Origin of the sequence: Paenibacillus sp. ACRRX, assembly GCF_022346885.1 — a bacterium.
Taxonomy (GTDB): Bacteria; Bacillota; Bacilli; order Paenibacillales; family Paenibacillaceae; genus Paenibacillus_B.
Genome location: NZ_JAKRNK010000004.1, coordinates 112,149 through 127,710, shown reverse-complemented (window position 1 = coordinate 127,710; position 15,562 = coordinate 112,149). Strand labels below are relative to the sequence as shown.

At 47.4% G+C, this 15,562-nt stretch carries 10 protein-coding genes; all 10 read left to right on the top strand.

The annotated features are described in order from the left end of the window. Nucleotides 1–13 precede the first annotated feature (13 nt). The 10 genes from MH117_RS13725 to MH117_RS13680 all read left to right on the top strand — a co-directional run bounded on the left by MH117_RS13725 (nucleotide 14) and on the right by MH117_RS13680 (nucleotide 15,539). Nucleotides 14–1,516, top strand: a complete 1,503-nt coding sequence (locus tag MH117_RS13725) for a M17 family metallopeptidase (RefSeq protein ID WP_239329319.1) — start codon at nucleotides 14–16, stop codon at nucleotides 1,514–1,516. 137 nt (nucleotides 1,517–1,653) lie between these two features. Further along, a complete protein-coding gene (locus MH117_RS13720; RefSeq protein WP_239329832.1) occupies nucleotides 1,654–2,682 on the top strand; it encodes a carbohydrate-binding family 9-like protein in 1,029 nt (342 codons plus the stop codon). 42 nt (nucleotides 2,683–2,724) lie between these two features. Further along, a complete protein-coding gene (locus tag MH117_RS13715; RefSeq protein WP_239329318.1) occupies nucleotides 2,725–5,307 on the top strand; it encodes a transglutaminase-like domain-containing protein in 2,583 nt (860 codons plus the stop codon). Nucleotides 5,308–5,419: 112 nt separating this feature from the next. After that, entirely contained in the window at nucleotides 5,420–6,424 is a 1,005-nt protein-coding gene (uvsE, locus tag MH117_RS13710; protein ID WP_239329317.1) for a UV DNA damage repair endonuclease UvsE, read from the top strand. A gap of 228 nt (nucleotides 6,425–6,652) precedes the next feature. Continuing rightward, complete coding sequence (gene fabI, locus MH117_RS13705) at nucleotides 6,653–7,423, top strand: enoyl-ACP reductase FabI (protein WP_028544622.1); 771 nt, start codon at nucleotides 6,653–6,655, stop codon at nucleotides 7,421–7,423. A 170-nt stretch (nucleotides 7,424–7,593) separates the two neighbouring features. Next, nucleotides 7,594–8,418, top strand: a complete 825-nt coding sequence (locus tag MH117_RS13700; protein ID WP_239329316.1) for a sulfite exporter TauE/SafE family protein — start codon at nucleotides 7,594–7,596, stop codon at nucleotides 8,416–8,418. Between the two features lie 104 nt (nucleotides 8,419–8,522). Continuing rightward, a complete protein-coding gene (locus MH117_RS13695; RefSeq protein WP_239329830.1) occupies nucleotides 8,523–9,380 on the top strand; it encodes an inositol monophosphatase family protein in 858 nt (285 codons plus the stop codon). 322 nt (nucleotides 9,381–9,702) lie between these two features. Then, complete coding sequence (locus MH117_RS26695; RefSeq protein ID WP_343224462.1) at nucleotides 9,703–10,074, top strand: hypothetical protein; 372 nt, start codon at nucleotides 9,703–9,705, stop codon at nucleotides 10,072–10,074. Between the two features lie 371 nt (nucleotides 10,075–10,445). After that, nucleotides 10,446–12,167, top strand: coding sequence for a fatty acyl-AMP ligase (locus MH117_RS13685; RefSeq protein ID WP_239329315.1), 1,722 nt, complete (start codon nucleotides 10,446–10,448; stop codon nucleotides 12,165–12,167). 6 nt (nucleotides 12,168–12,173) lie between these two features. Further along, a complete protein-coding gene (locus MH117_RS13680; RefSeq protein ID WP_239329314.1) occupies nucleotides 12,174–15,539 on the top strand; it encodes a type I polyketide synthase in 3,366 nt (1,121 codons plus the stop codon). Nucleotides 15,540–15,562 lie beyond the last annotated feature (23 nt).

Here is a 15,562-nt window from a genome sequence, read left to right as displayed (position 1 = left end):
ATCGTGATATGGGATGCCGAATGGACTTCGATTGAACAATTGGGAGGAAGACCGAATGATTGTAGTTGCAGAGAGATGCCGTGATGCTGCAGTTGTACAGCTATATATACATGATGACAGCGAAGATTTCCATTTGCCACTTCCAGCGGGGAAGTTGAGGGTGGGAGATCATTTGTTGTTCTACAGTCGTTCCGCTGAGGAGCCGACCATAATGGTCATTTACATGGGCAATCGAAGAGTGTGCACAAGCGAAACGGTGAAGCGGGCTGCCAGTTCGGCTGCACGCAAGCTTCAGGTAGAAGGATTTGCGAGCGCTTATCTGATGCCAGTATCAGCACGTATAAGAACATTATTTGGGATACCAGCGGAAGACTGGCTGACAGCTTGGGCCGAAGGCTGGCTCCTTGGAAGCTATCAATTTCATCAGTACAAGACAGCATCACCAGAACCTCAGCCTGTGTATTTACAGGTAGACACCGGATCGTTCTCGACATTGTCTGTACAAGTGATGGAGCAAGCGGTGCATACAGCCAAAATTCGTGCCCAAGGTAATATATTGGCGCGTAACCTCGTAAATGAACCTGCAAACACGCTATTTCCCGGGGAATTTGTCGAGCGCATCGTGTCGCATTTCAACGCTGCTGAGGGTGTGCAAACCTGTGTGTATCAAGGAGAAGAACTGGTTCAACACCAGATGAACGGCTTAATTGCAGTTGGTGCAGGAAGCGCCCACCAGCCAGTAATGCTCCAAGTTCGTTATACAACGGCTCCGGAACTGCCGCTGCTTGCACTGGTTGGCAAAGGAATCACATTTGACATGGGTGGTATGAACATCAAGAATGGCAACGATATTAGCGATGCGCGAATGGATATGGGGGGAGCAGCCGCTGTAATTGGTGCATTAGACATTATCGTATCGAAGAAGCTCAAAGTAAATATAGTGGCGTTAATCCCAATCGCGGAAAATGTGCCTGACGCCAAAGCGATGTTGCCCTCTTCAATTATACATTATCCGAATAACATGACGGTGCAGGTAGGTAATACAGATGGCGAAGGGCGGCTCATACTCGCAGATGCATTGCTGCATGCAGAGCGACTGGGAGCGAAGCAAGTTATCGACATTGCGACGCTGACAGGTAATGTTGGCGCTGCGCTAGGACTTGGAATCGCGGGGATATGGGGCGATGAACAAATGAGCGCGTACTTGGTAGAAGCAGGTGAGAAGTGTGGAGAAAGATTATGGCCGATGCCATTAATGGACGAATACGAATGTTATTTGCACAGCGACTATGCGGATATAAACAATACAAGCTCATTGCCATTGGCGGGGGCGATAACAGCTGCGTTGTTTTTACGCCGATTTGTAGCTGAGGATATGACATGGACGCACATTGATATGGCAGGCACATCCCAGTACAAATCAGAGACCGCTTATGCTGCTGCAGGGGCAAGTGGGTATGGCGCTTGTTTGTTGGCGGACTATGTAGCAGCGAGGGCTAGTTGTCGCGGGAAATAGAGTGTGAACAGCACCAAGACTAGTAACAATCTAGTACGATCATCAGCAGAGAAGCAGAGAAGCAGAGAGGCAGAGAAGTTGATGTACAAGGTAACCCGTGCCTTATTAATCAGGAGGAGATGAAAGTTAAGATGACGATAAACAGAAGCAATGTGCCAGAACCTGCTATCGGTGATTATTGCCCCCAGCATTATATATGCAAGCGCGCGCGCGAGCCGCTTGTACTTGACGGTCGTCTGGATAAGTCTTTCTGGGAAACAGCAGATTGGACGAGTGATTTTGTAGATATCGAGGGTGATCTTAAGCCGCTTCCAACCAAGCGAACACGACTGAAAATGCTCTGGGACGATCAATATTTTTACTTTGGTGCTGAAATGGAGGAAGAACAGATCTGGGCCACGCTAACAGAGCGGGACTCTGTTATTTTCCATGACAACGACTTTGAAATCTTTATCGATCCTGACGGTGATACGCACAATTACTATGAATTTGAGATTAATGCCTTAAATACGGTATGGGATCTGCTGCTCCCGAAGCCTTATCGGGACGGGGGCCCGCCCATTAATGGTTGGGATATTAAAGGGCTGCAGACAGCAGTCCATATTGATGGTGAATTAAACAATCCGCATGCGGCTAACCGGAAATGGAGCGTGGAGGTTGCAATGCCATGGAGCTCTTTGAAAGAATGCGCAGCAGAAGGTCGCATGCCTAGAAACGGCGAGTATTGGCGTGTTAATTTCTCGCGGGTAGAATGGCACGTTGATGTTGTAGAGGGGCAATATGTCAAGAGACGTCACCTGGATAGCGGGCGCGCGTTGTCAGAAGAGAACTGGGTGTGGAGCCCGATGGGTATTGTGAACATGCATTATCCGGAACTATGGGGCTATGTTTTGTTTACAGAGGACGCAGACGCATCATTTGAGCTTCCAGATGATGAACTGTCGAAATGGCAGCTGCGAAAAATATACTATCGGCAGCGTGATTATTATGAACGTTATGGCCGATTCTGCGAGGACCTATTGACTCTTCAGCAGGACGAACAATGGTTTGAATCTGGCACCTTCAAACTTTCTACAACAGGGGGACTATTTGAGGCTTCGGTACCGTCAACAGATGGACGCACCAGGTTGTATATTCGAGAAGACGGCAAGACATGGCGAGAATGACAGATTGAAAATACATCTAGACTGGCGAAGGGTGGAATGGGGATGAATACAGCCGTAACATACGGGATTGATCAGATGGTGTTGGAACAGAAGTTGGTGATCAAAATGGAATGGGCGCAGCATCGTAGACAAGCGCTGTTTGGCATCTTGGATCATCATTTGACAGAAGAAGAGACAATATTGCTGAAAGTGTTATATGCCTACATGCCGTTAAATGATCTAGCAGACTATGATGGTGCTTTCTTCCTGGATCATGTGCGGCAAGCTTTGAAGGTCCGTGAAGAGCTGCCGTGGGGGAGCGCGATACCAGATTCGATATTTCTGAACTTTGTATTGCCGTATCGTGTGAACAATGAAAATATCGATGATAGCCGAAAGGTCATTTATGGAGAGTTGGCAGAACGTGTAAGGGGTTTGTCTATGTATGACGCCATCTTGGAAACCAATTACTGGTGCCATGAGCGGGCGACTTATATCGGTACTGACATGAGAACGGTGTCGCCGCTTACCCTTATGCGTACAGCGCTTGGGCGCTGCGGCGAACAATCTACATTGGCTGTGGCAGCACTGCGCAGCATCGGTATTCCCGCTCGCCAATGTTACACGCCTAGATGGGCACATTGCGATTCCAACCATGCCTGGGTGGAAGCTTGGGCGGATGGCCGATGGCATTTCCTAGGCGCCTGTGAGCCAGAGCCTAAGCTGGACGAAGGCTGGTTCCGTTCGCCGTCCAGACGGGCCATGCTTGTGAACACACGAGTATCGGCTGATTATAACGGTCCCGAAGAAATATGTTCCGATCATCCGTGGTATGCCGAGATCAACATGTTGGACAACTATGCGCCAGTGAAGCAGATTACGGTGCAAGTGGTGGATGCAAAGGGGGCTCCGGTTGAAGCTGAGGTACATTTCCAGCTTTACAACTATGCGGAGTTTTATTCTATTGTGACTAAGAAGACGAATGCTGCTGGTCAAGTGACCTTGAAGACAGGTCTTGGCGACCTTCTGCTGCACGTCCGCAATGAGCAGGGATTTGGTGTCCGGAAAATCAGTGTAACGGACACGGATACGTTTGAAGTTAAACTGCATGCTTCGACAGAACAGATGTTGGTTCAGGAATGGAGCATGGTTCCGCCTCCAGTGACAACGGATATGGAGGAATGCGTCGTATCAGAAGAGGCCAAGCGTCGGCACGAGGCACGTGTCAAAGAAGGTACCGCCATTCGTGCAGCATTCGAGGGCACATTTTATTCAGAGCAGCAGGCGATGGCACTGGCTCAGCAGCTTGGATTGGCGTCTGATCGGGTGTGGGTGGTATTGGAGAAGGCAAAGGGCAACAGTGGGCAGATTGCGGCATTCCTACTGCAAGAGTGTCCGCGATACGGCGATCTTCCGTTAAGATTGCTGGAATCGCTGCGGGATAAAGATCTGGCAGACACGTGCCAATCGACGTTAGCTGATCATTTGTACAGTGCTGCAGCGTATGCTGATCAGGGAGTTCCTGCCGGGCTGTTTGATCCCTATGTCTTATGCCCGCGTATCCATTTCGAGATGATTGCTCCTTACAGAGAACAACTCCTTCAGTCGTTATCTGAAGTGGAGCGTCATGAGTATATATCTGATCCACAATTACTTATTACACATATTAAGGATAGTATATTGATCGTGCAGGATGTAGACCGCTACACGGGGATGATGACTCCAGCTGGTGTTCATCGTATGAAGGTAACTGATCGAATGAGCCGCGAAATTTACTTTGTGGCGATGGCAAGATCACTAGGTATCCCGGCAAGACTAGAACCGCTTAATTTGAGTGCTCAATATTGGCTGAACGAACAATGGCAGGAGGCTCGATTTGAGACTGTGCATGCCCCATTGGAGACGAGCATGCCTGCAAGAAGTTCGATAGTTTTTGTAGCGGCGGAACAACACGCCGAGTTGGCAGCCTACCAGCAGACGTTTACGATTGCTCGCTTGGAAGATGGTATGTACCGTACCTTGTCGATTCCCTTTGGGGAGAAAGATGTATACGGCAAGCCCTATGAGGTGTTAAGCGGAAGCTACCGCGTGACGACAGGTACACGATTAAGTGATGGTACCGTGCTTGTACGCTGCAGCTACTTCACAGTTAAGCCAAATGAGACGGTGCATACAACGCTTATTTTCAGACAAGAAAACGAATCTGTTCCGGTACTAGGCGAGGTGTCAGAGGACACAATTACTTGTATCTCAGCTGGAGTAATGACAGAGCTGCCACAAGCGGGTATCATACTGGCTTGGCTCGATCCTGAACGGGAACCTTCCAAGCATTTAATGCGGGAGATGAGAGAGTTGCAGTTGGAGTTTGATAGCTGCGGCAGTGCTGTTCTGCTGCTGGCTCGTAACGAGGAAGCAGTTTCCAGCATTGCAATGAAAGGACTTCCTGCCGCAGCCACGGCTATACGGGACTCATCCTACGAGGGGCTGAAATTAATTCAAGAAGATATTAGGATGATAAAGGGAAGCGAGTTCCCAATTGTCGTTGTTCTAGATGCGAAGCGGCAGCTTCGTTATGTGTCGGAGGGGTACAAACTGGGAATCGGTACCGAGATTGTAAAAACAGTTCGGAACATGAAAATAGAATAGTACGAAGAAAGCCGACTCTGGCTATTCATACAGGCAGCTCCTTTCGGGCAATATAGAACATAAATCCCAACATCATTCACTTTAAATATTGCCGGAAGGAGCTTGCCCTTTTATGCTGGTCCGCCTTGGTTACGTGGCTATGTCCATGACTGTCGCTAATAGTTCTCCCTCCCGTACCATGACCTATGCTTCATTCAGCAAGCTTGATGACCACGAAGCGGCAATTCGCAGGTTAGAGCGTGTCGCAGAAGAAAATCTGAACAATACACTGCGATTGTTGAAGCACAACAAGGCGCACGATATTAAGTGCTATCGCTTTTCCTCCAAGCTAATTCCACTTGCAACTCACGAGGCGCTGCTTCAGGTGTGGGACCCGTTCCCTGTTTTAAAGGAGTCATTCTTGGCAATTGGCGATTATGTGAAGAAGCACCAGATGCGTGTATCGTTCCATCCTGATCATTTTACCGTATTAAGCACCCCGCGAGAGGATGTGCTTGTTAAGTCTATACGTGATCTTCAGCACCACCTGCACATGCTGGAGGCAATGGGACTCGATGCACGCGCTAAAAATAACATTCACATTGGCGGGGCTTACGGGGACAAACCTTCTGCAGCTGAGCGATTTGTCCATAACTTTGAGTCGCTGCCAGACAAGATCAAGTGCAGAATGACGCTGGAGAATGACGATAAGACGTTTAACGCAATGGAAACACTTGCCGTATGTAACCGCCTGCAAGTTCCAATGGTGCTAGATATTCATCACCATTGGGTGAACAACGACGGCGAGCATGCAGCGGAGTTGTGGCCTGACATTCTGAAAACGTGGTCCACCCGGAATGCCCAAATGGATGCTGTATCAAGTGATCCATTACCGCCCAAAATTCATGTATCCAGTCCGAAAAGCGAGAAGGACATACGTGGGCATGCGGATTTTGTCGAGGTAGGGCCACTCCTTGATTTTCTGCGACGCATAGCTCCCTTTACGGAACGTTTGGACGTTATGATTGAGGCCAAACAGAAGGATGAGGCGTTATTCCAACTGATGCGTGAACTGTTATCTTATACTAATGAGGGCGTTACTTATGTAGATCAGGCAAGCGTGATTGTTGACGGTTAATGCCTGATGGGGTCAAAAATTTAAATAGGCTCCGTTATCAGGAGCTAATATTAAGATCTGGTACTAAAAATTTGCTCAAATGATGTAAAATGCGCCTCGATTGACTTGAAAATCATCGTAAAATACGTTACGTTGGACAAAGAGTGCAAACCGTTATCATGCCTGAACATTGCTGTACAAGTAGTGGCACCCGACATGATTAAGGCGGTAAGAGGAGGATTTTATAACATGACTCAAGTATTAGCAGGTAAAAATATTGTGGTCATGGGCGTAGCAAATGATCGCAGCATCGCGTGGGCGATTGCGCAATCACTTGCCGCCCAGGGCGCTAGATTGGCATTTACATACGAGAGCGAGCGCGTTGAAGGACGCGTACGCAAGCTTGCGGAGACTATCCCGAATTCGGTCATTTTACCGTGTAACGTTACGGTTGATGAAGAGATCGATACGTTGGCTGCCCAACTCAAAGAAGAGTTTGGCACGCTTCACGGTCTCGTGCACAGCATTGCGTTTGCGAAGACGGAAGAATTAACAGGGTTGTATGCAGACACGTCTCGTGCTGGCTTTGCGCTTGCTCAAGACATCAGCGCATACTCGCTTGTGGCAGTGTCTAAGCGTTTGTACCCGCTTATGACTGAAGGCGGCAGCATCATGACGATGACTTACCTCGGCGCAGAGCGTGCGATGAAGAACTACAACGTTATGGGCGTAGCCAAAGCTGCGCTGGAAGCATCCGTGCGTTACCTGGCGAATGACCTTGGCCAGTTTAACGTTCGTGTAAATGCAATCTCAGCTGGCCCGATCCGCACACTGGCTGCCAAAGGCATCTCCGACTTCAACTCCATCTTGCGTGATGTGGAGGAGAAAGCGCCGCTTCGTCGTACGACAGAGACAGCCGAAGTGGGTGATACAGCGATGTTCCTCATGAGTCATTGGTCACGTGGTATTACTGGTGAAGTCATTTACGTAGATGGCGGCTTTAATATCGTAGGTGTATAATTTTCCATCGTTCGCTATATCGTAAGATAGAGGCGACATCCGTACGTCAATCGTCCGCCTTGCGGCACAAGTGCGCTCCAGCAGCGTCATTTGGGCAAGGCGGATTTTTGCGTAAGAAAAGCGCTACTACCTCTTAGATTACACTTCATATGTGAAAGGTTGAACATGAAATGGAGATAACGATCTTGCTTCTGGCCATAATCGGGCTCGCGGCTGCGACATTTGGCAGTATCGTTGGACTTGGTGGAGGTATTATACTGGTTCCAGGTCTTATTTATTTAGGGCCGCTCATGTTAGGCAAGACGATTGACGCTCAAGTGGCGGTAGCAACGTCACTTGCAGTGCTCATTTTTACTTCCTTATCCTCGACGCTCGCGTATCGGAAGGTCAAGCGTGTGGATTGGCGGAGTGGAATCATTTATTTTATTACAAGCGGTCCAGCATCGATGCTGGGCGCGGCTCTGACCCAACAGTTCAAGAATCAGTCCTTTGAGCTGGCATTTGGCTTCTTTATGCTTGCTATGGCGATCTTGATGGTGATGAAGGACAAGATGAAGCCGCTTAACATCCGTTGGAGCCAGACCAAGCAGTTCACGGATGGTGCGGGTGTTACGTCTGAATATGGTCAGCATGTATGGGTGATGCTGCTCATAGGCTTTATGGTTGGTCTCGTATCCGGTCTGTTTGGCATCGGAGGCGGTTCATTATTTGTCCCGCTTATGGTGTTATTGTTCCGTTATCCTGCTCATGTGGCGACAGCGACTTCCATGTTTGTCATCTTCCTCAGTTCAATTCTTGGTACGACAGTACACGCCTGGAACGGATCCGTCGACTGGCTGCTTGTAGCTATTTTGGCACCGAGCGCATGGATTGGCGGCAAGCTGGGGGCGATGATTGCCAACAAAATGTCGGGAAAAGGACTACTGTTGCTTCTGCGTTTAACCTTGCTTATTCTTTCCATACGCATGATAGTCAGTGGCTTACTGGCCGGATGATTCATTTCATAACCGATAGGGCAAAGGGATGAAACTTCGCTAACACGATGGCGTATATTTGAATAAGGGTGTGTCACTTTATTACAGAAAGTAGTGTGAAGTCATTGCGCAATGAAGAGAAAATTCCGTATGTGGTGACGGGCAAAAGCTTTACCGCGGTTGCAGTTAACTGTGCAGCTAAAGCGGGAGAGTGGATTAAGAGCAGACTAGGACAATTTAAGAAGCTGAGTATAAAGTCATCTATGCATGACCTTGTCACCGAAGTAGATAAAGGCGCGGAAGTCATGATCCGGAAGTTGATTATGACCCATTTTCCGCATCATGAAATACTGGGCGAAGAAAGCGTAGAGCCTGGCCGAGACGCCTCTCAACGTGCATTGGAACAAGCACAGAAGGCCGAATACTTATGGATTATTGACCCGCTTGACGGCACGACCAATTTTGTTCATGGGTTTCCTTATTTCTCGGTGTCGATTGCGCTTGCCCATAAAGGTGAAGTAATTGTAGGAGTTGTGTATGATCCGATTAGAGACGAGCTATTCGTTGCGGAAAAAGGCAAAGGTGCTTACGTACATGGCGCTCCGATGGAAGTCGCCAAGGAGACCGAGCTTTCTGACAGCTTGATTGCCTCAGGCTTCCCGACGGAACGTGAACGGGCGCTGCCATTGAATCTGGCAGGTATTCAGGCGTTGGCACCGCAGGTGCGCAACATTCGCACGTCCGGATCAGCTGCTCTTCATATGGCCTATGTGGCTGCGGGACGACTGACAGGCTTTTGGGAGCTGAACCTGAATGCGTGGGATTTAGCGGCAGGCAGCTTACTGATTGCCGAATCCGGCGGTCGTTTGACGGATACGCATGGTAATCCATATCATTTAGCTGTTCGTGACATTGTAGGTACAAATGGACATATTCATGATGCCATGATTCATGTGCTTAAGGAAGCCAAGGCACAAGGATAACTGGAGCTTGTCTAAGCATGTTGTAAAGTAAATGCAAGTTAACATGACAAGAAGTGACTATAGGCAGTAACAGGTGAACTTCTAGTTAATTGCAATCATTTGGCGTCATAAGAGTTAGCATGTTAACAAGAGCAACAAGCGGGGATCGTATCAGTGTTAGGGCATATAATGCCGCGATCCATCGAATATGTACGAGCTTCGTTTGCAGGTATTACTCGTACCAGGCACTTGCAGCAAGCCCTGAGCATGATCAATTCCGAGAGGTATTGGTCATGCTTTTGTATATTATGGAGCATCTTAATAGGTGTAAGGAGGCTGTGTCATGAGGAATGAAAAGGAAATGCACAATGCAGCGATAACGGACGATGCCGCATCGAACGATATACAAGTTGGACAAGAACAAGAGCAACAAGAACAACAAGATGGGTCGCTTAAGGAGCTGGAAGCACAGCTAGAGGCGCTTCTGACGGCAGGGGAGATGGAGACGGAGGAGATGGAAGAGGCTGCTCGAAAATGTGTAATTCCACGCACGGAGGTCCGTATTCAGACTGAGCTGGACCCGATCGTAGAGGAGACAAGACGCTTCCGGAGTATCGCCAAGGAAGTGGATAATCGTTACGATTTATACTTAAAGAGAGTACACGCTGACTTAGCACCGAGTGATCATATAACAAAAGAGGACCGGCTGAAGTAGTATTTGTATGAAGAGGAGGAAACATTTTTTAAGCCCGATACAACTATCCTGAAAGGGGAGTTGGACTGCCTGTACGTTTAGATTTGGTTAGCATCAAGGAAAGAAGATGGTGCGGCCTGAAGGCGGGATGTAACCATTTACAAAATATTAGTTAGGCTTGTACTTTAATTTTATGGAAGGCGATTGACATCAACTATATTTGGGAGTATATTACAGTAAACCGAAGCGCATGTAGTTATATCAATTTAGAAATCTTCTCTAATCGAGGTGATGATTATATCATTTACAAGCAAGGCTCATGCGTGAATAAGCTTTATAACCGTACATTTGTAAATTTAATATTTTAGTTACTTAAGGTAGGAGGTATAAGATTGTATCGGAACTTACCTGAAGTGTTAAACGAGACGGCGCACCATTATCCGGAACGCAAAGCTTTTATTTATTTAAAAGACGGAGAGATGGAAAGCGTCAGTTGTACCTACCGAGAATTGCTGCTCCAATCTCAAGCGCTCGCTGGCTACTTCCAGTATTTAGGTTTGGAAGGGGAGAGGATTATGATTCTTTTGCCCAGTGGAATTGATTATATTATTTCTTTCTTAGCAAGTCTCTACGCCAAAGCTATACCCATCCCAGTCTACCCTCCAAGCAAGTCTCGCAATGCAGAACGTATTGCAGCTATTTATGCAGACAGCACGCCTGCTCTAATTATCACACCAACTCCTCAAGATGCAGATAAACTTCCATCATCTATGCAAGCTGCCCACATCATTCAACTTAACGACATTATGAGTTGCAACCACCTGTTTTACAATCATACAGAATCCATCCCTAGCGAAGATATTGCATTTTTGCAGTACACATCAGGTTCTACCAGCAGTCCGAAAGGTGTTATGGTAAGCCATCGCAATCTACATCACAATTTTGCTATGATGCAGCAGCGGTTTGAACACGCTGCCAATACCATTATGGCAACTTGGTTGCCGATATATCATGACATGGGTTTAATTGGTAATGTACTACAAAATATTTATAACGGCGGGACTTGCTACTTGATGTCACCGTTGGATTTTATACAGAAACCCATTAGATGGCTGCGGGCCATCAGCAAGTTCGGTGTGACTTTTAGTGGCGGTCCTGATTTTGCCTACCGATTATGTATCCAGAAAATATCGCAAGAGGAAAAAGCAGCATTGGATTTAAGCTCATGGACAAATGCTTTTAATGGCGCAGAACCCGTCCGTGCAGAGACAATCCGTCAATTTGTAGATCAATTCGGCGTATGTGGCTTTCAAGAACAAGCCATGATGCCCAGCTATGGATTGGCGGAGGGCACCTTATGTGTAACTGTAGGGTCAAGATTAGCATCACCAAAGCTGCTGCTTCTTAATGACAAAGCGATGCAGAAGCATCAGGTTCTCCTTGAAGACAATACTGGACCGGGAACCCGCTTATTAGTAGGCTGTGGACAGATAAGTGCTCACCAACAAATTAAGATTGTTGAACCTTTTACCAAATTAGAACATACCGAGGGAGAAATAGGAGAAATATGGATTAAGGGGGATAGTGTTGCCCAAGGTTATTGGGGTGCACCTGTCGCGAGTGCTGATACGTTTGCTGCTTGCTTGTCTGACACTGGAGGGGGACCCTATTTACGGACAGGGGACCTTGGTTTTATTCATGAAGGCGAGCTATTTATAACAGGCAGATTAAAAGATCTCATCATTATACGAGGACAGAATTACTACCCTCAGGATATTGAGCAAATAGCAGCTGGCTGTCATTCGGAAATTAACGCAGCCAGTACAGCGGCTTTCTCGATTGACGTACAAGGGAAGGAAGAACTCGTTATATTGTGTGAAATGAACCGTGAGTTCAAACATGTGATCCAGCGTAAACAACTTGATCTCGCTGCTAGCCTGAACGACATTGCTCAGAACATTCAGATGAAAATTAATGAACAATTCCAACTACATGCTCACGATATTAAGATCGTAAAGCCTTTACATATTCCGAAAACATCCAGTAATAAAATTCAACGCCACAAATGCAAGCAAATGTATCTCAGTGGAAGCTTAATCGCATGGGGTGGTTAATTGAACATGGATCATAATAATTATCAACATATTCGTGATTGGTTCATTCAAAAGATTGCGGGAATAAAGCGCTATCCACACCATGATGTCGACCCAGAGCGGCCCTTTTCTTACTACGGTCTTGACTCGCAGGAACTCGTTGTTTTATCTGGAGAGCTGGAGAATTGGATCAAACAAAAAGTAGATCCTACCTTGTTTTGGGATTACCCCTCTATCGATGCGGTGGCTCGATATTATGCTTATGGTAGTCTTCCCCATCATTTAGAGAGACAAGAGAATAGGAGGTTCCATAGAGAGGGAGGGGACATAGCTGTTATTGGTATGGGGTGCAGGTTTCCAACTGCGAACAGCATAGCAGAATACTGGCATAATTTAAAAATTGGATTGGATTGTATTCGTGAAATACCGACCACGCGATCTCCTCATTTTACACAGGAGGGTATCTGCTACGCCGGTATGGTGGACGATATTGAACAGTTTGACAATGATGCTTTCTGCATATCTCCACGAGAAGCAGAGGAGATGGACCCCCAGCAACGACTGCTGCTAGAAGTAGTCTCGGAGGCTTTGGAGGATGCGGGAATTACAAATGAGCATCTTAGCGGCTCTAGAACGGGCGTGTTTATAGGGATCTCCAGCAATGATTATGGCAACAGCAAATTGTCCGACATCCATAAGAGCAGCATTTATAGAGTAACAGGCAATTCCACATGTATAGCTGCAAATCGAATCTCTTATATTTGGAATCTACGGGGACCCAGTATGGCAGTGGATACGGCTTGCTCTTCTTCATTAGTAGCCATCCATCTCGCATGTCAGAGCCTGAAGACAGGGGAATCCGAGCTTGCTATTGCAGGCGGGGTTAACGTCATTCTGAATCCGGCCATTAGCAAGGCTTTTTTTGAGGCAGGTATGCTAGCGCCTGATGGCAAATGCAAAACATTTGATGCACAGGCGAATGGTTATGTACGTGGAGAAGGAGCAGGAGCGATTATTTTAAAGCCGCTGTCTGCGGCTATTCGCGACAAGGATAGAATCTATGCGGTTATTAGAGGAAGTGCTGTAAACCAGGATGGATTAAGCAATGGGCTAACTGCACCCAGCATGCAAGCTCAGGAAGATGTGCTTAAGGAAGCCTATCGTATTGCAGGAGTCCAGTCAGAGCATATCAACTATATTGAGGCGCACGGGACAGGAACAGCTCTTGGTGATCCGATTGAAGTGCAGGTGTTAGGAAGAGTACTATCGATTAATCGCTCTGTACGGGACAAGTGCTATTTAGGGTCTGTCAAAAGTAATATTGGGCATTTGGAGGCCGCTGCAGGCATAGCTGGATTTATTAAAACGGTGCTCTGCTTAACGAACAAGGAGTGGGTTCCACATTTAAATTTTCAAAGTCCTAATCCTTATATTTCATTTCAGGATATGCCGCTTCAAGTTGTAAGAGAGAGAATCCCATGGTCGGCACAGGAGAAGCCTGCTTTAGCAGGGGTCAGTTCCTTTGGCTTCGGTGGTACGAACGCGCATGTTGTGCTTCAGCAGTATGATCTGAACACGATCAAATCCGAGAGGATAGAGGAAGCTTCTCTCTACGTCTTGCCGTTGTCGGCGAACACGCGGGATGGATTAATGCGATTAAATGTAGAGATGAGAAACTATCTGCTCGATCATTCATCAGTCAGGCTGAACGATATTTGCTATACAGCACAGCAGAGAAGGACGCATCGTTTGTGGCGTACAGCGGCTATCGGAGGCAGCACGTCAGAATTAATCGAAGACCTTGGACGTTCAGATTTAAATGGAACCCCATTAGATGCCTCAAAGCTCGCTTTTGTTTTTTCAGGACAAGGGGGCCAGTGGTCAGGCATGGGACGTCAGTTGTTTAATAATGAAAATGTGTTCAAACAATCATTTTTATCATGTGATGCCATATGGATTCCATACGCAGGCTGGTCCCTTGAGGAGGAGTTGTTTCGCGGTCATGAAGACAACTGGAGCGATCGCACGGACGTTGCGCAGCCGCTGGTATTTGCCGTACAAGTATCGCTTGTTGCGTTATGGAGCAGCTGGGGGATTGAACCCAAAGCGGTAATTGGACACAGCCTCGGGGAGATAGCCGCGTATTGTACGGCAGGTGTCCTTACATTAGAGGATGCGCTGTGGATCGTATACTGGCGCAGCACGCTTATGCAGACTACAGCAGGGCAAGGTGCAACGGCCTCGGTTCACAGCACGCAGTGTGACCAGCAACAGCTGCTGGCGCAATATCCTGGCCTGTCTGTAGCTGCGGTAAATGGTCCTGCTTCTTTTGTTATAGCGGGGGAGAAGCAGGAAGTAGAACACTGTCTGCAAGCGCTGCCTGCTGCCAACAAGACACGGATGCTGTCACATGTATATGGTTTTCATAGCAAACAAATGGATTCCTTGTGTGCACTGTTGCAGGCTCAGCTTGCATCAGTCAAACATCGTTTATCACGCTTGCGCCTTTATTCTACGGTTACAGGCCGCGCAGACAACGGCTTGCGTACAAATGCAGGGCATTGGTCCAGCAATATGCGAGATCCGGTTTTGTTTTGTGATGCGGTCACGTTGGCGCAGCAGGATGGATATGAAATCTTCGTGGAAATTGGTCCTCATCCTGTATTAATCCCACATGTCGGGGAGATCACCAACGATAATCTTAAGGCAGGGCTTTCCCTGCATTCTATGAAAAAAAACGAAGAGCGAATGACGATGCTGCGGAGTGCGATGACATTATATGAGCACGGTATTTCATTAAATTGGGATAACATCGGAAATTCTGGTGAATGCGTTTTCATTCCAACACGACCGTGGGAGAAAAAACGATTATGGACAGATTCGCCTGAGGTGTTTCCGCTCGAGACAACTGAGAATGGAGCCGGATTAGAGTTGGTTCTATCTGCTGAGGATTCGAAGGACAATGCACGGGTACAGTCCATTTTGGGGGCGCTGCATGAGCAAGACGAAGTTTTGCCGTTATTGGAGCAGCATTTGCAGCAACTGTTTGCCGATACGTTAAAAATTGTTCCGGCAGACAGCTTGGCCCTTGATCAGTCGTTGATTGGACTCGGCATGGACTCGATTATGGCTCTGCAGCTCAAGCACAAACTAGATCGGCAATTTCATGTATCTATTCCGTTGTTTCATTTTGTAGAAGGAGCAACCACCCGTCAGGCAGCTGTACACATATGGCATATTTTGCAGGAAACACAGCATCAGTCTGTACGTGAGGAATCGCTGCTCGACAACTTATTGCAGTCAGATCGTGTGGAGCATGATTTAGGTACGTTATCGGAGGAGGAAATGGATCGTTTGCTGCACCTATTATTAGAGAAAGGCACAGAATCGTAATGTCAGGAAGCCTTAGACAGGAG

Excerpts from the sequence above, each read along its gene's own strand:
- MH117_RS13725 (WP_239329319.1), top strand. The coding sequence starts at position 14 with ATGCCGAATGGACTTCGATTGAACAATTGGGAGGAAGACCGAATGATT.
- MH117_RS13715 (WP_239329318.1), top strand. The coding sequence starts at position 2,725 with ATGAATACAGCCGTAACATACGGGATTGATCAGATGGTGTTGGAACAG.
- uvsE (WP_239329317.1), top strand. The coding sequence starts at position 5,420 with ATGCTGGTCCGCCTTGGTTACGTGGCTATGTCCATGACTGTCGCTAAT.
- fabI (WP_028544622.1), top strand. The coding sequence starts at position 6,653 with ATGACTCAAGTATTAGCAGGTAAAAATATTGTGGTCATGGGCGTAGCA.
- MH117_RS13700 (WP_239329316.1), top strand. The coding sequence starts at position 7,594 with ATGGAGATAACGATCTTGCTTCTGGCCATAATCGGGCTCGCGGCTGCG.
- MH117_RS26695 (WP_343224462.1), top strand. The coding sequence starts at position 9,703 with ATGAGGAATGAAAAGGAAATGCACAATGCAGCGATAACGGACGATGCC.
- MH117_RS13680 (WP_239329314.1), top strand. The coding sequence starts at position 12,174 with ATGGATCATAATAATTATCAACATATTCGTGATTGGTTCATTCAAAAG.